We start from the raw sequence: 19,658 nt of genomic DNA on the forward strand, positions 1-19,658 counted from the left end.
CGGACAATGTGGACGGGCAAAATGGCAGGAATTGAACGAGAAAAGCAAGAGGCAGCTGCGCGGCGTTCGCACCAAATTGACGCAATGGCTAACGCCGGTGCGGGCGGGCGCGGCCCTTGCCCAATCGCAGGGGCTGGACGATAAGGAGGGAACAATGCGGAGAGACGGGACGTGACTGTGGCTGAGGACGGAAAAGAGGCGGCTTCGCCGCAGCGGACCTATCGGGTGAGCGACGTGGTGATCGCCGCCCGGCCGCTGGAGCCGGCGCTCTATCTGGTCGCAACCCCGATCGGCAATCTCGGCGACATCACGCTCAGGGCGCTGGAAACGCTGGCCGGTGCCGATGTGCTGGCCTGCGAAGATACGCGCGTGACCCGCGTGCTGCTGGACCGTTTCGGCATCCAGAACCGGCCCTACTCCTATCACGAATACAATGCCAACGAGGCAGGACCGAAGCTGATCGCGGCGCTGGAGGCCGGCCGGTCCGTGGCGCTCGTCTCGGATGCCGGGACCCCGCTCGTCTCCGACCCCGGCTATCGTCTCGGCCAGCTGGCGATCGAGGCGGGCCATCGCGTCGTACCGATCCCCGGCGCCTCGGCGCCGCTTGCCGCCCTCGTCGGTTCCGGCCTGCCCAACGACGCCTTCCTGTTTGCCGGCTTCCTGCCGGTGAAGGACAAGGCGCGCCACGAACGGCTGGCGCAATTGCGCGAGGTGCCCGCCACCCTCATCTTCTTCGAGAGCCCGCACCGGATCGGCGACACGCTCGCTGCCGCCGCGGATGAGCTCGGGGCCGAACGACCGGCTTCGGTGTGCCGGGAGCTGACCAAGACCTTCGAGGAGTTCCGCCGCGGCTCGCTGCGGGAACTTGCCGACTACTACGCCGACCGGACCGTCAAGGGCGAAGTCGTGCTGGTGGTCGGCCCGCCGCTGGAAAAACCGGCGCCGGAAGCCGGCGAGATCGATCGCATCCTCGCCCAGCTCGCGGAAACCTTACCCACCGCGAAAGCGGCAACGGAAGCGGCAAAGATCACCGGCCTGCCGCGCAAGGACCTGTACCAGCGTCTGCTTGAGCTGAAGGGTGAGGGATGAGCCGGTTCGCCCCGCCCGAAAAGCGAAAGCGTGCCGAACGTCGGGGACGGTGGTCGGAATGGGGGGCGGCGATATTTCTGATGGCGAAAGGATATAGCATCCTCGCCATGCGCTACCGCGCCCGGGCAGGCGAGGTCGACATCATCGCGCGCCGCGGTGAAGTGATCGCCTTTATCGAGGTCAAGGCTCGCCGCGACCTGATGGCCGCGATCGATGCTGTGACCTTCACCAGCCAGAACCGAATCCGCGCCGCAGGCGATCACTGGCTTGCCCGCCAGCCCGATGCCGCGCGTCTGTCGCTGCGCTACGACATCGTCGCCATCGTGCCCTGGACGTGGCCTCGCCATATCGAAGACGCGTTTTAGGTTCGTTTTGCTTTCGTATCGGCGATTGCTGTAATCGAAGTGACACAAAACGTTTAATTCCGCGTCACACATCGCGGCTAATGCACTCCTCACCCCAATATTGGCGGAGAGGATTTTTCCATGTTCAAGAAGCTTTCTTTGGCCGCTCTGGCCCTGTCCATGACCGCATCGACGACGCTGGCCGCGACCAACATCACCTGGTGGCACGGCATGGGCGGCCGCAACGGCGAAGTCATCAACGAAGTTGCCCAGAAGTTCAACGCCGCCCAGAGCGAATGCGCCCTGACGCCGGTTTCCAAGGGTTCCTACGAGGAAGCCCTGTCGGCCGGCATCGCCGCCTTCCGTTCGGGCGAACAGCCGAACATCCTGCAGGTGTTCGACGCCGGTGCCGCCACCATCATCAATGCCAAGGGTGCTGCCGTTGCCGCCGAAGACCTGATCAAGGACGCCGGTTTCGAGTTCAACCGCGACGACTTCATCGAAGGTGTGCGCTATTTCTACGCCGATAGCGAAGGCAAGTTCGTCGGCATGCCGTTCAACTCCTCGGCCCCGATCATGTACGTCAACACCGACGCGCTGAAGAAGGCCGGCGTTGAAGCCCCGAAGACCTGGGAAGAGTTCGAAGCCATCGCGCCGAAGCTCAAGGAAGCCGGCTTCATCCCGCTCGTCCAGTCGCAGCTCACCTGGCAGTTCACCGAGAATTTCTTCTCGCGCCATAACCTGCAGTTCGCCTCGAACAACAATGGTTACGACAGCGTCGTCGACACGACGATCAACGTCACCGACCCGAACCACGTCATGATGTACGAAAAGCTGAAGGCCTGGTACGATCAGGGCCTGTTCGGCTACTACGGCGCCGGCTGGAACGACAACCAGAAGCCCTTCGAAGAAGGCAAGGTTGCGCTCTGGATCGGTTCGTCCGGTTCGTTCGGCGGCCTGCAGAAGACCGCGACCATGCCGTTCTCGGCCACCTTCCTGCCCTTCTGGAAGTCGGTCAACCCGGAAGGCGTCCACACCTTCATCGGTGGCGCGGCCCTCTTCGCCATGGCCGGCAAGCCGGAAGCCGAGAACAAGTGCACGGCTTCGTTCTTCCACTTCCTGACCTCGCCCGAGATCCAGAAGTTCTACCACCAGGCAACCGGCTACGTCGCCATCACCAAGGCAGCCTATGAGCTGGCCAAGTCGGAAGGCTACTACAACGAGAAGCCGGCCGCCGAAGTCGGCATCCAGCAGCTGTCGCTGCCGGGTGGCGAGTGGGACAAGGGCTATCGCATGGGCTTCTACCCGCAGATCCGCTCGGTGATGGAACGCGAATACAACCGTATCTTCGCTGGCGAGACCACGCCGAAGGAAGCCATGGAAACGATCAAGAAGGAAGCCGACGAACTGCTCGCCCGCTTCGCCAAGACGGCCGGCTGATCGGCCAAAGGGATATAGCCCCTCACCCCACCCTCTCCCCGCAAGCGGGGCGAGGGAGTGCAGATGCCGCAGCTTCGCCCTTCTCCCCGCTTGCGGGGAGAAGGTGCCGGCAGGCGGATGAGGGGCTCCCGTTCCACGAAGAAGGCCCTCCTTCTTGAGAGACACCCCCATGAAGCGCGTCCAGTTCTCCTCGCGATATCTTCCCTACCTGCTGCTCCTGCCGCAGTTTGCGATCATTTCGATCTTCTTCTACTGGCCGTCCGCGCAGGCGATCCATTCGTCCTTCTTCATCGAGGATCCCTTCGGCTTCGGCTCGGCCTTCGTCGGTCTCGACAACTACACCGATGCGCTGGGTTCGCACGAATACCAGAAGATCGCCCGCTTCACCGTGGCCTACAGCCTGATCGTCACTTTCCTGACGCTGTCGCTCGGCCTGCTATTGGCCTTGAAGGCTGATGCCGTCATTCGCGGCCAATCGACCTACAAGACGCTGCTGATCGTCGTCTATGCGATCGCCCCGCCGGTCGCCGGCCTGATCGGCATGATGTTCTTCGACCAGCATATCGGCCCCTTCGTGCACTTCGTCGCGCTGTTCGGCTGGGACATGAAGGTCGGGATCAACTATTTCGACACGGCCTTCGCCATGATCGCCGTCGCGGTCTGGAACCAGATTCCCTATAATTTCATCTTCTTCCTGTCCGGCCTGCAGGGCATTCCGGCCTCGATCCGCGAGGCCGCCGCCATCGACTGCAAGTCCGGCACCCGCCGCTTCTGGACGGTCATCCTGCCGCTGCTGACCCCGACGGCCTTTTTCCTGCTGGTCATCAACATGACCTATTCGCTGTTCGACACCTTCGGCGTGATCGACGTGATCGTGAAAGACAAGCCGGCCAACAACCCGATCACGCTGGTCTACAAGGTCTATCTCGACGGCTTCCGCGGCAATGACCTCGGCTCGTCTTCGGCCCAGTCCGTCATCCTGATGGTCATCGTCCTGGTGCTGACGCTCATCCAGTTCCGTTTCATCGAACGCCGCGTTCACTACGGTTGAGGTCGAGCCATGTACCGCACCAAGTTCTTCGACCACCTCATCCTGATCGCCGGCGTCATCCTGATGCTGGGGCCGCTGGTGGTGGCGTTTACCACCTCGACCCACACGGCGGCCCAGATCCACACCGACGGACTGATGCTGTCGATCGGCGATCATTTCACCGAAACCTACGAGAAGGTGCTGTTCCGCGGCGGCGGATTCACCGGCGAGGTCACGGGCCTCACCATGGCGCTGAATTCTCTGATCCTCGGCCTCGGCTTCGCCATCGGCAAGATCGTGCTGTCGATGATGGCGGCCTATGCGATCGTCTATTTCCGCTTCCGCTTCGCCACGCTCGCCTTCTGGCTGATCTTCACCACGCTGCTTCTGCCGCTCGAGGTGCGTATCATGCCGTCCTACAAGGTGATGAGCGAACTCGGCCTGCTCAACACCCATACCGGCCTGATCCTGCCGCTGCTCGCCTCGGCGACCGGCACCTTCTTCTTCCGTCAGTTCTTCAAGTCGGTGCCCGATGAACTGCTGGAGGCCGCCCGCATCGACGGTGCCGGTCCGTTCAAGTTCTTCATCGATATCCTGGTGCCGCTGTCGCGCACCATGATCGCGGCGGTGTTCATCATCATGTTCGTCTATGGCTGGAACCAGTATCTCTGGCCCATGCTGATGACCACGGACGAGAGCTTCTACACCCTGATGCGCGGCATCAAGCAGATCCTGCAGGTCTGGGTCGGCTCGCAGATCCCGGACTACAACGAGGCATTCGCCATGGCCGTGCTCGCCATGCTGCCCCCTGTCGTCATCGTCGTGATCTTCCAGAGCTGGTTCATCAAGGGCCTGACCGAGAGCGACAAGTAAGAAAGGCGAACCCCATGGCGACTATCCACATCGACCAGGTCTCGAAGATCTATGACGGCGGGATCCATGCCGTGAAGGGCATCGACATCGCCATCGAGGACGGCGAATTCATCGTGCTTGTCGGACCTTCCGGCTGCGGAAAATCGACGCTGCTGCGCATGGTGGCGGGGCTCGAGGCCATATCCGAGGGCACGGTCAGCATCGGTGGACGCGTCGTCAACACGGTCGAGCCTGCCGACCGCGACATTGCCATGGTGTTCCAGAACTATGCGCTCTATCCGCATATGAGCGTCTTCGACAACCTCGCCTATGGCCTGAGAAACCGCAAGACACCCAAGGCCGAGATCGAGGCCCGTGTCGCGGAAGCGGCCCGCATGCTGGAGATCGAACCCTATCTCAAGCGCAAACCCAGGGCGCTCTCGGGCGGCCAGCGCCAGCGCGTCGCCATGGGGCGCGCCATCGTGCGCAAGCCCGCCGTCTTCTTGTTCGACGAGCCGCTGTCCAATCTCGACGCCAAGCTGCGCGTCACCATGCGTGGCGAGATCCGCAAGCTGCAGCGCCGGCTCGCCACCACGGCCATCTACGTGACCCACGACCAGCTGGAGGCCATGACGCTGGCCGACCGGCTCGTCGTCCTCAACGGCGGCGTCATCGAGCAGATCGGCACGCCGCTCGAGGTCTACCACCGCCCGGCCTCCACCTTCGTCGCGAGCTTCATCGGTTCTCCGGCGATGAACCTGCTTGATGGCGCGATCGACGGCGAGCGGCTGGTCATCGGTGACGTGTCGATGGCCTTCGGCATTCCGACGACGGCCAGCGGACCGGTGACCATCGGCATCCGCGCCGAAGACCTGATGCTGGCCGGCGAAGGCATGGCCGGCCTGCCGTTCAAGGTCGACTATGTCGAGGAACTCGGCGCGCATCGGCTGGCGCACGGCCATCTCTCGTCCCAGGCGCTGACGGCGATCATACCGCTGGAGGCGGCAATCACCGAGGAGCTGCTGCTCACCGTGGCCCCGGAGCGGGTCCATTTCTTTGCCAGGGACACGGGCCGGCGGATCGAGCCGCTGCAACCGCATCCCGGCAGCCGGGCGCCGCAGCCGCTTGCCCGCGAGGCAAGCTTCGCCTGAGCCAGGCGCCGGGCGGTTCTGCGGCGCAATGCCCGATCGTTAAAATTCGAACGATCGGCCAAAGCGAACGGTAAGAGAGGCCTGCTATCTTTCCGTGCAGAACAAGACAGTCCTGGGAACGGAAATGCCTCTCAAACTCCTGCTCGTCGGCATGGCCGGCACGCTGCTCGCAGCCCCGCGCAACCAGCGCATCGACGAAAACCCACCGGTGGTCGCGGCCCACAGCGACCACCTGGCGCTCAGGCCGGCACCGATCAAGCCGGAATGGATCATTCGCGGCACGCCGCTGGCGCGCATCGCCGACCACTCGACCAGCACCGACGAGGCAAGCTCGACCGCGGTCTGGGATTGCACGGCCGGGGAGTTCCGCTGGTATTTCGGCTGGGACGAGACGGTGGTCATCCAGGAGGGCGAGGTGCATGTGACGGCTGAAGACGGCACCGAGCGCCTGCTGAAGGCCGGCGACATCGCCTATTTCCGCGGCGGCACCTGGGCGACCTGGCGTGTCGACGACTATGTCCGCAAGATCGCCTTCCTGCGCAAGCCATTCCCGGAACCGCTGGCAACCCTTTACCGCATCCGCAATGCCCTTCGTTCGCCTTCGGCAAAGCGGGTTCTCGGCTGAGCCGAGGTTCAGGAGAATTGATGGTCGTCGACGTTGCCTTTCTCGGGGAGCCGGCCTAAATCTCGGGAGCTTTCAACGAGGGGCCGGCCATGGCGAAGATCACCAATATTGCGGTCCAAATGGATCATGTCGCGGGTATCGCGATCGCGGGGGATTCGACCTTCGCGATGAGCCTGGAGGCCCAGGCCCGCGGCTACAAGCTGTTCCACTATACGCCCGACCGGCTTTCCATGCGCGACGGCAAGATCATCGCCACCGTCGAGCCGATGGAGCTGCGCGACGAAAAGGGCAACCACTTCACCCTGGGCGAGCCGGAGCGTGTCGATCTGTCGACCATGGACGTGGTGCTGCTGCGTCAGGATCCGCCCTTCGACATGGCCTATATCACCTCGACGCATCTGCTCGAGCGCATCCACCCGAAGACGCTGGTCGTCAACGATCCGGCCTGGGTGCGCAATTCGCCGGAAAAAATCTTCGTCACCGAATTCGCCGACCTGATGCCGCCGACCCTCATCACGCGCGATGTCACCGAGATCGCCCGCTTCCGCGAGGAGATGGGCGACATCATCCTGAAGCCGCTCTATGGCAATGGCGGCGCCGGGGTTTTCCATTCCACCCGCGACGACCGCAACTTCACTTCGCTGATCGAGATGTTCCATCAGATGTTCCGCGAGCCGTTCATCGCCCAGGCCTATCTGCCGGCGGTGCGCAAGGGCGACAAGCGCATCATCCTGGTTGACGGCGAGGCGGTCGGCGCGATCAACCGCGTTCCGGCCGAGACCGACAGCCGATCCAACATGCATGTCGGCGGTCGCGCCGAGGCAACCGAACTGACGGCGCGGGAAAAGGAAATCTGCGCCCGCATCGGCCCGGCGCTGAAGGAGCGCGGCTTCCTGCTGGTCGGCATCGACGTCATCGGCGACTACATGACCGAGATCAACGTGACCTCGCCGACGGGCATCCGGGAAGTCAAGAAGTTCGGTGGTGCAGATATTGCCGCGCTTCTGTGGGACGCGATCGAGAAGAAGCGGGCCTGAGAACGGCCCGTCTTTCGACCTGATCACCCTTCGTTCCAACTATACAACTCGACGCAACCCGATATCGAGTATAGCGTGAATTTGTTCCGCTAATGTTCTTGTTTTCGGTCGCGATCCGTGCCAGATTGCAATCCATGACCCGCGCAAGATGTAGTTGCGAGGGGCGGTCTGGGTTCGTGGGGGCGGGCGATGGTAGCGCGTGTCAGTACAGTCGCATTCCAGGGCATTGAGGGCGTTCCGGTCGACGTCCAGGTGATGGTCGCGCCGGGCAAGCTCGGCATGCAGATCGTCGGCCTGCCGGACAAGGCGGTGGCGGAAAGCCGCGAACGCGTGCAGGCGGCGCTTCATGCGTCCGGACTGGCGCTGCCGCCCAAACGCGTCACCGTCAATCTGGCGCCCGCTGATCTTCCCAAGGAAGGCTCGCATTTCGACCTGCCCATTGCGCTCGGCCTGATGGCGGCCCTCGGCGCCATTCCGGGCGATGCCCTGTCTGATTATGTCGTGATCGGCGAGCTCAATCTCGACGGCACGATCGCGGCGATCGCCGGCGCGCTCCCGGCGGCGATCGGCGCCAATGCGCTCGGCAAGGGGCTGATCTGCCCGGCCGATTGCGGGGCGGAGGCGGCCTGGGCCGGTGCCGACATCGACATCCTCGCGCCGCGCAGCCTGATCGCGCTCGCCAACCACTTCCGCGGCACCCAGGTGCTGACACGCCCCGAGCCGGCGATCCGGGCACTGCCCGCCAATCTGCCGGATCTTGCCGACATCAAGGGCCAGGAAAGCGCCAAGCGGGCGCTGGAAGTGGCGGCCGCCGGCGGGCACAATCTGTTGATGGTCGGGCCGCCGGGCTCGGGCAAGTCGATGCTGGCGGCCCGTCTGCCGTCCATCCTGCCGCCGCTTTCTGCCGCCGAACTGCTCGAAGTCTCGATGATCCATTCGATCGCAGGCCAGCTCTCGGGCGGCAAGTTGTCCGATCGCCGGCCGTTCCGCACCCCGCACCACTCGGCGACCATGGCGGCCCTTGTCGGTGGCGGCCTGCGCGCCCGGCCGGGCGAGGCCTCGCTTGCCCATCGCGGCGTGCTCTTCCTCGACGAACTGCCTGAATTTGCCCCGCCGGTGCTCGATGCGCTGCGCCAGCCGCTGGAGGCGGGCGAATGCATCATCGCTCGCGCCAATCACCGGGTCGCCTACCCTTCGGAGTTCCAGCTTGTGGCGGCGATGAATCCGTGCCGCTGCGGCATGGCCGGCGAGCCGGGGCACACATGCGCACGCGGGCCGCGCTGCATCACCGATTATCAGGGCCGCATTTCCGGGCCGCTGATGGACCGTATCGACATCCGCATCGACGTGCCGGCGGTCTCGGCATCCGATCTCATCCGGCCGATGGCAGCCGAGAGAAGCGCCGACGTGGCGCGGCGCGTGGCGCTCGCCCGCGACATGCAGCGAGAGAGGCTCGAGTCGGCCGGGATCGGCGGCGTGACGACCAATGCCCGCTGCTCGACGGCGCTGATCGAGAAGCTCGCCGAGCCCGATCCGGCCGGCCTGCAATTGCTGCGCGACGCGGCCGACAAGTTCAAGTTCTCCGCCCGCGGCTATCACCGGGTGCTGAAGGTGGCGCGCACGCTCGCCGATCTGGATGGAGCGGCCCTGCTCGGACGTATTCACCTGGCGGAAGCGATCTCCTACCGCATTGCCTCGGAGCGGTTGTCGGCGGCGGCGTGAGCGGTCGCGCGGACGATGATAGTCGCAGACGTCGATCGCCGGTGACACCGCCGCGGTCCGGTGAAGGCGCGCCGCGAGGAGAGACGAGGCGGTGCGGCGGCTTGCCGGCAGCGCGACCGCTACGGCAGCTCTCGCTGACAGCGTAAGGAGCGGAGGAGAGCGCCCGCGATGCAGGCGGGACGGCGGGCCGGCTCTGCTATTGTGCCGGGCATGAAGGGACGGCGGGTGAAGGCCATATCCCGCGGAAACGAGAAAGGGCGCCGCTTGGCGCCCCTCCATGAGGTTTTGTCAGGCCGATGAAGGCTTATTCGCCGAGGCCGGCAAACAGTGCGGTCGACAGGTAGCGCTCGGCAAACGAGGGGATGATCACGACGATCGTCTTGCCGGCGTTTTCCTCGCGCTGGCCGACCTTGATCGCGGCGGTGAGCGCCGCGCCCGAGGAAATACCGACCGGCACGCCTTCGAGGCGGGCAACCAGACGCGCGGTTTCGAAGGCTTCGTCATTGGTGACGGTGACGATCTCGTCGTAGATATGCGTGTCGAGGATCTTCGGTGCGAAGCCGGCGCCGATGCCCTGGATCTTGTGCGGGCCGGGATTGCCGCCGGAGAGAACCGGGCTGTCGGCCGGCTCGACGGCGATGACCTTGACCTCGGGCTTCTTCGCCTTCAGCACCTGGCCGACGCCGGTGATCGTGCCGCCGGTGCCAATGCCGGAGACGAAGATATCGACGCCGCCATCGGTGTCGTTCCAGATTTCCTCGGCCGTCGTCTTGCGATGGATTTCCGGGTTGGCCGGGTTTTCGAACTGCTGCGGAATGATCGCGTCGGGAAGCGTTGCTGCCAGTTCCTCGGCCTTGGCGATTGCGCCCTTCATGCCCTTCGGGCCTTCGGTCAGCACGAGCTCGGCGCCGAGCAGGGCCAGCATCTTGCGGCGCTCGATCGACATGGTTTCGGGCATGGTGAGGATCAGCTTGTAGCCCTTGGCGGCGGCGGCGAAGGCCAGCGCAATGCCGGTATTGCCTGAGGTCGGCTCGATCAGGGTCGTCTTGCCGGGGGTGATCTTGCCCTGGGCTTCCAGGCTCTCGATCATCGCCACGCCGATGCGGTCCTTGACGGAGGCGATCGGGTTGAAGAATTCGAGCTTGGCGAGAAGATTGGCCTTTACGCCCTTTTCCTTCGCCAGCTTGTCAAGGCGCACGATCGGGGTATCGCCGATCGTTTCAGTGATCGAGGCATAGACGCGGCCGCGGCCCGGTTTCTTCGTGTCGGACATGGTGGATCTCCCTTTGGATCTGCTTTGACGGCACAATAGGGCGAAAGCCGGCCACTCGCCAGAACCCTTCGCCTAGGCGTGCGCGTTTGATTGGAAAAATAGCGCCCCCGGCGCCGCTGCCGGCGAAATTTCGTTCAGGCGCGCGCGGCGATATAGGCGGCGGTGCCCGCCAGGATGCTGGCCGCCGAGCGGTTCAGCGCCTTCAGCGAATTCGGCTTTTTCAGCAACGTCCGGGCCTGCGAGGCGAGCAGGATATACGGAACGAGCACGGCGATCAGCACCACGAAAGTAATACCGACGAGGGCCGCATAGTCCTTCGCACCGATGGCTTCGAGCGGGATGAGCGTCGGCACGAGGGCAACGTAGAACAGCATGGTCTTCGGATTGCCGAGCGTGACGAGCAGACCCGAGAGAAAGGACAGGCCGATATGGGTCGAGCGCTTGGCCTTGATGTCCTGCGCGATCAGCCCGGTCGTCCAGAGCTTCCAGGCGATGTAGACGAGATAGAGCGCGCCGAGATACTTGATGATCAGGAAGGGCGTGGTGAAGGTCTGTGCCACCAGCGCCAGGCCGAGGATGACGGCGGTCAGGTAGCAGAGATCGCCGAGGATCAGGCCGAGCCCCATGAAGAAGGTCGGGCGAAATCCGGAGCCGAGCGCCCGCGCCACGATCGCCGTCATGCCGGGGCCGGGAATGGCGGCGGCAACGAAGAGCGCGCCGCTATAGGCGAGAAGCGTGGTGGGTGTCATGGGGGCCTCCGTGGATGGCGCATTGCTAGCGCCGCGCGGCCGAACTTGCAATGGTGACAAGATCGCCGTTGCGGCGGGCGAACGGCCTGGCTTAGGTCGTGGACGAGAAACGCCAGCCGAGGCTTCGCCCCATGCCCTCTTCTTCGTCCCTGATCGCTTTTGCCCTCATCTGCCTCGGCATGGTGCTGACGCCCGGACCGAACATGATCTATCTCGTGTCTCGCTCCATCTGCCAGGGGCCGGCCGCCGGCCTCGTCTCGCTCGGCGGCGTGGCGCTCGGTTTCGTCTTCTACATGCTGATGTCGGCGCTCGGCATCACCGTGCTGGTCATGGCCGTGCCCTTCGCCTACGAGGCCCTGAAATTCGCCGGTGCCGCCTACCTGCTCTGGCTTGCCTGGCAGGCGGTGCGACCGGGCGGCCGCTCTCCCTTCCAGGTGCGCGACCTGCCGAAGGACAGCCCGCGCAAGCTCTTCATGATGGGGCTGGTCACCAATCTCCTAAACCCCAAGGCCGCCGTCCTCTATCTGTCGCTGCTGCCGCAGTTTGTCGATCCGACGCTCGGCAGCGTGCTCCTGCAATCCGTGGTGCTCGGCGCCAGCCAGATCGCCATCAGCGTCACGGTCAATGCGATGATCGCGCTTATGGCCGGTTCGATCGCGCTTTTCCTCGCCGGTCGACCCTTCTGGATGGTGGTGCAGCGCTGGCTGATGGGCACGGTTCTCGCCGGGCTGGCCGTCCGCATGGCGACTGAAGCCCAGCGCTAGAGTTCAGAATACCGGCCGCATGAAGCTGCGCTCGTAGCTGGCGATGCAGCGCGTCTGCTCCGCATAGGCAAAGGCCGCAAGGCATTCCGCGTCCCCCGTCATGCGCTGGCGATAGATCTCGTAGTCGGCGAGCGACGGGAAACTGAACAGCGCGAGCGCGATGTTGTTGGCACCCTCGTGCGGCAGGAAATAGCCGTGATGAATGCCGCCCAGCCGGTTGACCAGCGGGATCCAGAGCCTGGCATAGTGCTCGAATTCGGCGAGCTTGTAGGGATCGATGACGTAGCGGAGGCTGCAGGTGATCACGGGCGGTCCTTTCCTGATGCAAGAGTGAGGAGCGGAAGCGGGCTCCAGTTGAGCGTCGTGGCGATCGCGGCAAAGAGGATGGCGCCGCCGCCGATCGCCTGGGCAAGTGTCAGTACATGGCCGAAGGCGGCCATGTCGACCGCCACGGCGACCACCGGATAGAGGAAGGACAGTGTGCCGGTCAGGACGACGGGCAGCTTCTGGATCGCGCTGTAGAGGAAGGCATACATGATCCCGGTGTGGACCACGCCGAGCGCGCCGAGCATCGCCCAGCTTTGCGGAGAGGCCGGAAGGTCGTGGAAGTCCGCCAGCGGCGCCAGCAAGACGACGCCGGTCAGGACCTGGATCAGCGCGATCAGATAGGGCGAAGTGCCTTTCAGCTGCTTGGTGACGAAGGCGGCGATCGCGTAGCATGAAGCCGCGGCAAGAGCGAGCGCGATCCCCAGCAGATAGGTCCGACCGCTGCCGTCCACCGGCTGGCCGGCGAGCGTCATGCCCAGCATGCCGGCAAAGGCGAGGCCCAGCCAGGTCAGCTTTGCGCCGTTCACTTTCTCGCCAAGGAAGGCAAGGCCGAGCCCCACCAGCATGAACGGCTGCACACTGTAGACGATGGTCGTCACCGAAATGGAGGCGAGCGGATAGGCGGAAAACAGCGCCAGCCAGTTCAGCACCAGCGCCACACCACCGAGCACGGCGAGCCAGAAACGCTTGGCGCCGATTGCCGCGATCGAGAGCGCTCCGGCGCGGTGGCATAGATAGGCCAGCACCGGCGCGCCGATCAGGCAGCGCCAGAACACCACGTTGATTGGCGTCTGGCCGGATTGCAGCACGAACCAGCCGATCGTGCCGGACATGACCATGGCCAGGGTCATGTCGAGAATGCCGCGTTTGATGATGGGTGTCATGGTCGTCTCCTGTCTATGGCAAGAGTCTAGACAGGAAAGCGGTGGATTTGCTTTCTCGAAATGAGGTGTATGATGCGTCTGACCGAATAGTATGAGGAGATATGGCGATGAACCTGCATTTCGTTCAGCTGCTCGATTCCGCCGACCGAAGCATTGTGGAAGCACTGGCCGCCGATGCGCGCCTGTCGCTAAAGGAGCTGGCGGCACGCGCGGGCTTGTCGTCGCCCAGTTGTTCGGAGCGATTGCGACGGCTCGAAGAGCGCGGTGTACTCGCGGGCTACAGCGCCGAGGTGGCGCTTGAGGCGCTCGGTTATCCGCTGCAGGCGATCGTCCGCGTGCGGCCGTTGCCGGGCATGCTGCATATCGTCGAAAAGCTCATCCAGGAAACGCCGGAAATCACCGAATGCGACAAGGTGACAGGTGACGACTGCTTCATCTGCCGCATGGCGGTGCGCGGCATGGGCGACCTCGACCGCATCCTCGACAAGATCTCGGAGAAATCACAGACCAACACGTCGCTCGTCAAGTCGACACCGGTCAAGCGCCGCCTGCCGCCCTTTGTCGGCTGAGGGTCGGCTGTCAGAACTCTGCCATCGGTGAAAGGCAGAAGGGGCCTCCAGAACGGAGACTGTCTGCCGCCCGCATCATGAAGACCAGTGGGCCGGTGTCAAGAACGGGGTCGGCTGGGAAGGACAGCCGATCCGGAGGGATGAAGCTCTCGACGGATGTGGGGGCCAAGTCGAGACCGTCAAGGATTTCCGCCAGCGTCGGGATAGTCCGGCCGACCACATCGAGAAGCTGAAACGTGTGGTCCGGCGTCATGCGCCAAGCGATCACTGTCTGGTCGCCGGTGAGAAGCGAGAGCCTGACATCATCGAGGAGATGACAGTTGAGCAGGAACATCTTCGACTGGTCAGCGACCGCAAAGTGATGCGAAACGGGGGTGCGATCGGCAAGAAGGCTTCTCAACCGTGCCAGATCGGCCTCGATGGTCAGGCTGCGGGCCCTTGCATTTCCGTTCGCTGGTGGCGGTGCTGCCCCCTTGAAAACATATTGCGGCACCGCCCGGAAACCATATGGTTCGTAGAGGCCTGGCTTTTCGGTGTAGAGGACGATCGCCTCGTAGCCCTGTTTTTCGCAACGGTCGAGCGTGGTGCGGATCAGATCACGAAACAACCCCTGACCCCGATATTCGGGTCGCACCGCGCCCGATTGCCACCCGGCGGCCTTCACCGCGCGCCCGTCGATCACGAGCGGCATGGCAAAGGCGCTGAGATTGGCGATACAACAACCCGTCTCGTCGAAGAAGGCGGATGGAAAACTCGTCTGGTCATGCCCGCCGACCGTGTCGAGCGGGGTGATATCAACGTCGAAGATATCGAGGATCAGCGCCTTGACCGCTGACCAACCCGCCGGATCGTCGAAATAATCCTGCCGGAAGGTCAGTCCGTTTCCCTTCACGGTCAGACCCCCGTCGAGCCGAAGCCGCCGGCGCCGCGGGTGGTTTGCGAAGCATCGGCGACTTCCGCCACCCGCGCCTGCACGACCGGCGCGATCACCATCTGGGCGATCCGCATGCCGCGGCTGATCTCGAAGGGCTCGTGTCCGAGATTGACCAGCAGTACCTTCACCTCGCCGCGATAGTCGCTGTCGATCGTGCCCGGCGTATTGAGGCAGGTGACGCCGTTCTTGAAGGCGAGGCCGGAGCGCGGCCGGATCTGCGCCTCGAAGCCTTCGGGGATCTCGAAGACGAAGCCGGTTGGCACCAGGGTTCGATCGCCCGGCGAAAGCACGAGCGGCTCGCCTTCGGCGACGGCGGCCCTGAGATCCATGCCGGCGGCGCCTGCGGTCTCGTAGGCCGGCAGCGGCATATCGTGTCCGTGCGGCAGGCGAACGAGGTTGAGCATCGGGCCGAGAACATCGCGCATGGGGGCTTCCTTCGTGCAGGGGCGTTCCGCTTCCCAATTGCATATTCGACCTCAACTCGCTAGATAACCGGCCAACAAAAGGAATTTCACTTCATGGCCGAAACGCTTGCAGAGGCGGTCTCCCGTCGCCGCACCTTCGCTATTATTGCCCACCCGGACGCCGGCAAGACCACGCTCACCGAAAAGCTCCTGCTGTTCGGCGGCGCCATCCAGCTTGCCGGTGAGGTCAAGGCCAAGAAAGATCGCATCCAGACCCGTTCGGACTGGATGAAGATCGAGCGCGAGCGCGGCATTTCGGTCGTCACCTCGGTGATGACCTTCGAATATGACGGCAACGTCTTCAACATTCTCGATACGCCCGGCCACGAAGACTTCGCCGACGACACCTATCGCACGCTGACGGCGGTCGACGCGGCCGTCATGGTCATCGACGCCGCGAAGGGTATCGAACCGCGGACGCTGAAGCTGTTTGAGGTCTGCCGCATGCGCGACATCCCGATCATCACCTTCATCAACAAGATGGACCGCGAAAGCCGCGATCCCTTCGAGATCCTCGACGAGGTCGAGGAGAAGCTGGCGCTCGACACGGCGCCGGTGACCTGGCCGGTCGGCCGCTCGAAGTCCTTCTGCGGCTCCTACAATCTGGTGGAAAACACCTTCCGCGGCTCCGACAAGCAGGTCGAGGGCCTGCCGGTCAACAGCCCGGCCAATGTCGCCGAGCAGTTGCCGGAAAACGAACGCACCGCCTTCATCGAAGAGCTGGAACTGGCCCAGGAGGCCTGCCGTCCCTTCGATCGCCAGGCCTTCCTCGAAGGCCACATGACCCCGGTCTTCTTCGGCTCGGCGCTGAAGAATTTCGGCGTGCGCGACCTGATCAATGCGCTCGGCGAAATCGCTCCGCCGCCGCGCGACCAGGTCGCCGACATCCGCACGGTCCATGCGGCGGAAGACAAGATGACGGCCTTCGTCTTCAAGATCCAGGCCAACATGGACCCGAACCACCGCGACCGCATCGCCTTTGCCCGCATCTGCTCCGGCAAGCTGGAGCGCGGCATGAAGGTCAGGCTCGCCCGCACCGGCAAGCAGATCGGGCTGACGGCCCCGCAGTTCTTCTTCGCCTCGCAACGCCAGCTCGCCGACACCGCCTTTGCCGGCGACGTGGTCGGCATTCCGAACCACGGCACGCTCCGCATCGGCGATACGCTGACCGAAGGCGAGCCGCTGGTGTTCCAGGGCGTGCCGAACTTCTCGCCGGAAATCCTGCGCCGCGTCCGTCTCGAGGATGCGATGAAGGCCAAGAAGCTGAAGGAAGCCCTCCAGCAGATGGCCGAAGAGGGCGTCGTGCAGCTGTTTTCGCCGGAAGACGGCTCGCCGGCGATCGTCGGCGTGGTCGGTGCGCTGCAGCTCGACGTGCTGAAGGAGCGCCTGCAGGGCGAGTACGGCCTGCCGGTCTCGTTCGAAATGTCGCGCTTTTCCGTCTGCCGCTGGATCTCCGCCGATCAGCCGGGTGAACTCGAAAAGTTCATGACGGCGCGCCGCGGCGACATTTGCCGGGATCTCGACGGCGATCCGGTATTCATGGCGCAGGACGGATTTTCCCTGCGCTACGAGAGCGAACGTTATCCGGCGATCAAGATGGCCGCGATCAAGGAATATCACGCCATCAAGGCGGCATGATTGCGGGGCGGCGGCTCGGCCGCCCTCCGGGCCTGGAAGCATGAAGCCCAAGCGTGAAACCCGGCTTCGTCCGGGGATGAGATCCGCTCAGATCGCCCGGACGATCTGCAAATGGCCCGTCGAATCGACGTGCACGCCAAGGCCCTCGTAAGACGCGATCGTCGGGTGCGGGGTTTCCATGGGATGGCCATGGGTGGCGGTGACCACCATCACGTCGGACCCTGCGGCCTCGGCCGCGAGCACACCCGCCAGAACATCCTCGAACACCAGGCAGTGGGCCGGGTCCGCGCCGATATGCCGGGCACCGAGTCGGTAGCCTGCGGGATCCGGCTTGCCGATGACCACATCCTCGGCGGTGACGATCTTCGGCGGCTGCGGCAGGCCGGCGGCTTCGATCCGGGCGCGGGCCAGCGCCACCGGCGCCGAGGTGACGATCGACCAGCGGTCGGACGGCAGCGCGTTCAGAAAGTCGATCGCGCCGGGCAGGGCCACCACGCCTTCGACATCCTCTATCTCGGCGCGTTCGATGAACAGCGCTTCGGCTTCCACGTCGACGCCCGACAGGCCCAGTCCGCGAATGGTGTCGATGCCGCGCTTGCCGTGCATGGTGGGCAGGAAGGCTTCCACATCGAGGCCATGGCGCGTCGCCCATTTGGCCCAGACCCGCTCGGCGGCGGCGATGGAATTCAGCAGCGTTCCGTCCATGTCGAACAGGAAGCCGGCATAGCGCTTGTCATAGACCGTGTGTCGGGCGGTGTTCAATCGGGAGATCCTTGGAAAGGGAAAGGCGGGCGGGACAGGGAGATAGCCGGTTTTGGACGTTGCGGCAAATGGTTGCGCTACGTGCGCGCCGGCGCGAGGGAACTGAGCCGAAGAGGAACGGCGGAGGAGGCCGCGCGCGGCCAGCGCTCACTCCACCCGGATCAGTTCGCCGGCCGCATTGAGCGCATATTCGAAGGTGAACCATTTCTCGATCTCGCTGCCGGTCTCGATGCGGAAGGCGGCGATCAGCCGCTTGCCGTTGGTCTTGACGTAGACCGTGCCATAGACGGTGACGTTCGAGCGGCCGAGCGTCCAGATGTCGTTGATGATCTTGTCGCGCAGGACCTTGTCCGGCCTGTCATGCAGCTTGAGTACGGCGCTCTGCAGCGATTGTACCAGCTTCTCGTCTTCTGCCTCGCGTACCGAGCGTTGCAGTTCGGTCGAGAGAATGACCGGCGCGTCGCCGCGGCCGCGTTTGCCGAGCCGTCCGAGCAGGTCCGGCCGCGGGTGGATATGACCTTCCTCGTCGCCCGAGGAGATGACGAAGGCCGCAGGGTTGACCGCGTCGAGAAAGGCATCCGTCACCTTCTCCGAGCCGTGATGGCAGACCTTCATCAGGTCCGAGCGCAGCCGGGTCGACGCTTTCGCGATCATCGCGTCATAGGCCGGCGTGCCGATCTTCGGGAATTTGGCCTCCCCGCCATAATGACAGAGCAGGTATTTTTCCGCCTTCTCGTTCAGGTCTCCACCGAACAGGACTTTGAAGTCGCCATAGTGCAGGCGCAGGATGACGGAATGGCCGTTCTTCGTCTCGCCGTAGTCGCCGAGCACGCGCAGGCGGTCCTTGCCCGCCGCATCCGGTTCGGGCACCGGTCCGAGCACCTCGATGCTGAAGCCCCGCTGGTCGGAGGGCGCAAAGCCGGGCAGCCAGCCGCGCCCGTTTTCCTGCGTGCCGTGGCGGGCCGACAGCATGGCGAAACCGCCGATATTGGGATTGTCGAGCGCATGTTTCATCGTCTGGGCAAACGCCTGCCTCTCGTTCGCCCCGACGGCATCGAAATGCCGCTCGATGTCGGCCCGTGACTGTGCCAGGTCGCCGACATAGCTGATGCCGGTCGCGGCATCCTTCACCTTGCCGCCAAGCTTGTCGAATTTCTCCCCGCCGACCCGCTCCACCAGGCCATTCTGGTAGACCGTCTCGAAGCCGAAATTCGGCCAGTTGAAGATCGGTTCGAAGCCGCCATAGTGGTCGATGTCCGGATGGGTGATGATCGCGGCGCGAAACTTGAAGCTGGTGTTGTAGGAGCGGAAGCGCTGCAGCAGGAATTCGTACATGTGCTCCGAAACGCCGGCATCGATGACGACCACCGCCTCGCCAAAATTCTCTTCCGGCGCGATCAGCACCGCGCCGTCGCCCTGGCCGACGTCGAGAAAGACGATCTCCAGCGGTCGCTCGTCGGTCGTATGGTCCTTGCGGATGTAGAGCGTCTCGGGCGTGGTACCCGTCGGACTCCAGAGGACTTCCAGCCAGCCGTCCGGCTGTTCCGAGGTGACTTGCAGCCAGTCTCCCCACAGGACCTGGCGTTTCCGGGTCCGGTGGTCGGCGGTATAGAGATAGGTCTTCGCGGTCTTTCCCCGCGCATCCTTCGGCTGTCCGACGAAACGATGATCCATGCCATTCGCCTCCTCGCCGCACGGCCGTAGCGTTCCGGCGCGCCTCTGTCTGGGGTTTTTCCACCATAGCGCACATTGCCTTTGGTGGCGAGATTGGCTCTCGAAAATTCGCGTTATGCGGGTATGCGTCTCACACGTCGCCGTCATGCCCCGGCAAGGCAGGTGACAGCCGCCCTGGCGGTGTCTATAACAGGTCCATTGAGAGACAGGGGCGTTCGTCGCGAGGCGGGCTGAGAAGTACCCTTTGAACCTGAACCAGATAATGCTGGCGGAGGGAGTCGCTCGGGGCCTTGTCGCCGTTCGCGCGCTATCTGTCCCCTTGCACTTGCC

At 64.1% G+C, this 19,658-nt stretch carries 20 protein-coding genes and 1 riboswitch; of the genes, 12 read left to right on the forward strand and 8 right to left on the reverse strand.

Annotated features, from left to right (window positions below):
- The first annotated feature begins 225 nt into the window (after positions 1 to 225).
- The 9 genes from rsmI to L867_RS0121445 all read left to right on the forward strand — a co-directional run bounded on the left by rsmI (position 226) and on the right by L867_RS0121445 (position 9,290).
- On the forward strand, positions 226 to 1,089 hold the full coding sequence (rsmI, locus tag L867_RS0121405; RefSeq protein ID WP_408606004.1) for a 16S rRNA (cytidine(1402)-2'-O)-methyltransferase: 864 nt from the start codon (positions 226 to 228) through the stop codon (positions 1,087 to 1,089).
- Positions 1,086 to 1,454: a YraN family protein gene (locus tag L867_RS0121410; protein WP_028738724.1), complete on the forward strand. Its 369-nt coding sequence runs from the start codon at positions 1,086 to 1,088 to the stop codon at positions 1,452 to 1,454. Before rsmI ends, L867_RS0121410 begins: the two co-directional genes overlap by 4 nt.
- Positions 1,455 to 1,574: 120 nt before the next feature.
- Entirely contained in the window at positions 1,575 to 2,873 is a 1,299-nt protein-coding gene (locus L867_RS0121415; RefSeq protein ID WP_028738725.1) for an extracellular solute-binding protein, read from the forward strand.
- A 169-nt stretch (positions 2,874 to 3,042) separates the two neighbouring features.
- A complete protein-coding gene (locus L867_RS0121420) occupies positions 3,043 to 3,924 on the forward strand; it encodes an ABC transporter permease subunit (RefSeq protein WP_028738726.1) in 882 nt (293 codons plus the stop codon).
- 9 nt (positions 3,925 to 3,933) lie between these two features.
- Positions 3,934 to 4,776, forward strand: a complete 843-nt coding sequence (gene ugpE, locus L867_RS0121425; protein ID WP_028738727.1) for a sn-glycerol-3-phosphate ABC transporter permease UgpE — start codon at positions 3,934 to 3,936, stop codon at positions 4,774 to 4,776.
- Between the two features lie 14 nt (positions 4,777 to 4,790).
- A complete protein-coding gene (locus L867_RS26100) occupies positions 4,791 to 5,906 on the forward strand; it encodes a sn-glycerol-3-phosphate import ATP-binding protein UgpC (RefSeq protein ID WP_051439153.1) in 1,116 nt (371 codons plus the stop codon).
- A gap of 151 nt (positions 5,907 to 6,057) precedes the next feature.
- On the forward strand, positions 6,058 to 6,531 hold the full coding sequence (locus L867_RS0121435; protein ID WP_051439183.1) for a cupin domain-containing protein: 474 nt from the start codon (positions 6,058 to 6,060) through the stop codon (positions 6,529 to 6,531).
- 89 nt (positions 6,532 to 6,620) lie between these two features.
- The gene (gene gshB / locus L867_RS0121440) at positions 6,621 to 7,568 is read left to right on the forward strand and encodes a glutathione synthase (protein WP_028738729.1); all 948 of its coding nucleotides are present in this window, start codon (positions 6,621 to 6,623) and stop codon (positions 7,566 to 7,568) included.
- Positions 7,569 to 7,757: 189 nt separating this feature from the next.
- Positions 7,758 to 9,290 (forward strand): YifB family Mg chelatase-like AAA ATPase, encoded by a 1,533-nt coding sequence (locus L867_RS0121445; RefSeq protein WP_028738730.1) that lies wholly within the window; start codon positions 7,758 to 7,760, stop codon positions 9,288 to 9,290.
- A 304-nt stretch (positions 9,291 to 9,594) separates the two neighbouring features.
- On the opposite strand, the gene cysK is transcribed toward L867_RS0121445, so the two are convergent.
- Positions 9,595 to 10,563 carry a cysteine synthase A gene (gene cysK / locus L867_RS0121450; protein WP_028738731.1) on the reverse strand — a complete coding sequence of 323 codons (969 nt, stop codon included), beginning with the start codon at positions 10,561 to 10,563 and terminating at the stop codon, positions 9,595 to 9,597.
- 134 nt (positions 10,564 to 10,697) lie between these two features.
- Positions 10,698 to 11,312 carry a LysE family translocator gene (locus tag L867_RS0121455; protein ID WP_028738732.1) on the reverse strand — a complete coding sequence of 205 codons (615 nt, stop codon included), beginning with the start codon at positions 11,310 to 11,312 and terminating at the stop codon, positions 10,698 to 10,700.
- Positions 11,313 to 11,443: 131 nt separating this feature from the next.
- Here L867_RS0121455 and L867_RS0121460 point away from each other — a divergent pair, with 131 nt between their 5' ends.
- Complete coding sequence (locus L867_RS0121460) at positions 11,444 to 12,076, forward strand: LysE family translocator (RefSeq protein WP_028738733.1); 633 nt, start codon at positions 11,444 to 11,446, stop codon at positions 12,074 to 12,076.
- A 3-nt stretch (positions 12,077 to 12,079) separates the two neighbouring features.
- Here the strand turns inward: L867_RS0121460 and L867_RS0121465 are convergent, their stop codons facing one another.
- Both L867_RS0121465 and L867_RS0121470 read right to left on the reverse strand, forming a co-directional pair.
- Positions 12,080 to 12,382 carry an NIPSNAP family protein gene (locus L867_RS0121465; protein WP_028738734.1) on the reverse strand — a complete coding sequence of 101 codons (303 nt, stop codon included), beginning with the start codon at positions 12,380 to 12,382 and terminating at the stop codon, positions 12,080 to 12,082.
- On the reverse strand, positions 12,379 to 13,287 hold the full coding sequence (locus L867_RS0121470) for a DMT family transporter (RefSeq protein WP_028738735.1): 909 nt from the start codon (positions 13,285 to 13,287) through the stop codon (positions 12,379 to 12,381). Before L867_RS0121470 ends, L867_RS0121465 begins: the two co-directional genes overlap by 4 nt.
- A gap of 128 nt (positions 13,288 to 13,415) precedes the next feature.
- On the opposite strand from L867_RS0121470, the gene L867_RS0121475 reads away from it, so the two are divergent.
- Entirely contained in the window at positions 13,416 to 13,856 is a 441-nt protein-coding gene (locus L867_RS0121475; RefSeq protein WP_028738736.1) for an Lrp/AsnC family transcriptional regulator, read from the forward strand.
- A gap of 10 nt (positions 13,857 to 13,866) precedes the next feature.
- Here the strand turns inward: L867_RS0121475 and L867_RS0121480 are convergent, their stop codons facing one another.
- Together L867_RS0121480 and dut are read right to left on the reverse strand one after the other, a co-directional pair.
- Positions 13,867 to 14,748 carry a GNAT family N-acetyltransferase gene (locus L867_RS0121480; RefSeq protein WP_104368066.1) on the reverse strand — a complete coding sequence of 294 codons (882 nt, stop codon included), beginning with the start codon at positions 14,746 to 14,748 and terminating at the stop codon, positions 13,867 to 13,869.
- Between the two features lie 2 nt (positions 14,749 to 14,750).
- Positions 14,751 to 15,215 carry a dUTP diphosphatase gene (gene dut / locus L867_RS0121485; protein ID WP_028738737.1) on the reverse strand — a complete coding sequence of 155 codons (465 nt, stop codon included), beginning with the start codon at positions 15,213 to 15,215 and terminating at the stop codon, positions 14,751 to 14,753.
- Positions 15,216 to 15,308: 93 nt separating this feature from the next.
- Between dut and L867_RS0121490 the strand changes: the two genes are divergently transcribed.
- A complete protein-coding gene (locus L867_RS0121490) occupies positions 15,309 to 16,892 on the forward strand; it encodes a peptide chain release factor 3 (RefSeq protein WP_028738738.1) in 1,584 nt (527 codons plus the stop codon).
- Positions 16,893 to 16,979: 87 nt separating this feature from the next.
- On the opposite strand, the gene L867_RS0121495 is transcribed toward L867_RS0121490, so the two are convergent.
- Positions 16,980 to 17,654 (reverse strand): HAD-IA family hydrolase, encoded by a 675-nt coding sequence (locus L867_RS0121495; RefSeq protein WP_028738739.1) that lies wholly within the window; start codon positions 17,652 to 17,654, stop codon positions 16,980 to 16,982.
- A gap of 147 nt (positions 17,655 to 17,801) precedes the next feature.
- Entirely contained in the window at positions 17,802 to 19,328 is a 1,527-nt protein-coding gene (locus L867_RS0121500) for a ComEC/Rec2 family competence protein (RefSeq protein WP_028738740.1), read from the reverse strand.
- A gap of 197 nt (positions 19,329 to 19,525) precedes the next feature.
- Positions 19,526 to 19,622, forward strand: a riboswitch (TPP riboswitch).
- Positions 19,623 to 19,658 lie beyond the last annotated feature (36 nt).

Source organism: Paenirhizobium selenitireducens ATCC BAA-1503 (assembly GCF_000518785.1).
GTDB classification, from domain to species: Bacteria; Pseudomonadota; Alphaproteobacteria; order Rhizobiales; family Rhizobiaceae; genus Allorhizobium; species Allorhizobium selenitireducens.

What these genes read in the sequence shown, in the direction of transcription:
- cysK (WP_028738731.1), bottom strand. Translation starts at nt 10,563, where the DNA reads ATGTCCGACACGAAGAAACCGGGCCGCGGCCGCGTCTATGCCTCGATC.
- L867_RS0121415 (WP_028738725.1), top strand. Translation starts at nt 1,575, where the DNA reads ATGTTCAAGAAGCTTTCTTTGGCCGCTCTGGCCCTGTCCATGACCGCA.
- L867_RS0121470 (WP_028738735.1), bottom strand. Translation starts at nt 13,287, where the DNA reads ATGACACCCATCATCAAACGCGGCATTCTCGACATGACCCTGGCCATG.
- gshB (WP_028738729.1), top strand. Translation starts at nt 6,621, where the DNA reads ATGGCGAAGATCACCAATATTGCGGTCCAAATGGATCATGTCGCGGGT.
- L867_RS0121410 (WP_028738724.1), top strand. Translation starts at nt 1,086, where the DNA reads ATGAGCCGGTTCGCCCCGCCCGAAAAGCGAAAGCGTGCCGAACGTCGG.
- L867_RS0121490 (WP_028738738.1), top strand. Translation starts at nt 15,309, where the DNA reads ATGGCCGAAACGCTTGCAGAGGCGGTCTCCCGTCGCCGCACCTTCGCT.
- L867_RS0121460 (WP_028738733.1), top strand. Translation starts at nt 11,444, where the DNA reads ATGCCCTCTTCTTCGTCCCTGATCGCTTTTGCCCTCATCTGCCTCGGC.
- ugpE (WP_028738727.1), top strand. Translation starts at nt 3,934, where the DNA reads ATGTACCGCACCAAGTTCTTCGACCACCTCATCCTGATCGCCGGCGTC.
- L867_RS0121500 (WP_028738740.1), bottom strand. Translation starts at nt 19,328, where the DNA reads ATGGATCATCGTTTCGTCGGACAGCCGAAGGATGCGCGGGGAAAGACC.
- L867_RS0121445 (WP_028738730.1), top strand. Translation starts at nt 7,758, where the DNA reads ATGGTAGCGCGTGTCAGTACAGTCGCATTCCAGGGCATTGAGGGCGTT.
- L867_RS0121420 (WP_028738726.1), top strand. Translation starts at nt 3,043, where the DNA reads ATGAAGCGCGTCCAGTTCTCCTCGCGATATCTTCCCTACCTGCTGCTC.
- L867_RS26100 (WP_051439153.1), top strand. Translation starts at nt 4,791, where the DNA reads ATGGCGACTATCCACATCGACCAGGTCTCGAAGATCTATGACGGCGGG.
- dut (WP_028738737.1), bottom strand. Translation starts at nt 15,215, where the DNA reads ATGCGCGATGTTCTCGGCCCGATGCTCAACCTCGTTCGCCTGCCGCAC.
- L867_RS0121435 (WP_051439183.1), top strand. Translation starts at nt 6,058, where the DNA reads ATGGCCGGCACGCTGCTCGCAGCCCCGCGCAACCAGCGCATCGACGAA.
- L867_RS0121455 (WP_028738732.1), bottom strand. Translation starts at nt 11,312, where the DNA reads ATGACACCCACCACGCTTCTCGCCTATAGCGGCGCGCTCTTCGTTGCC.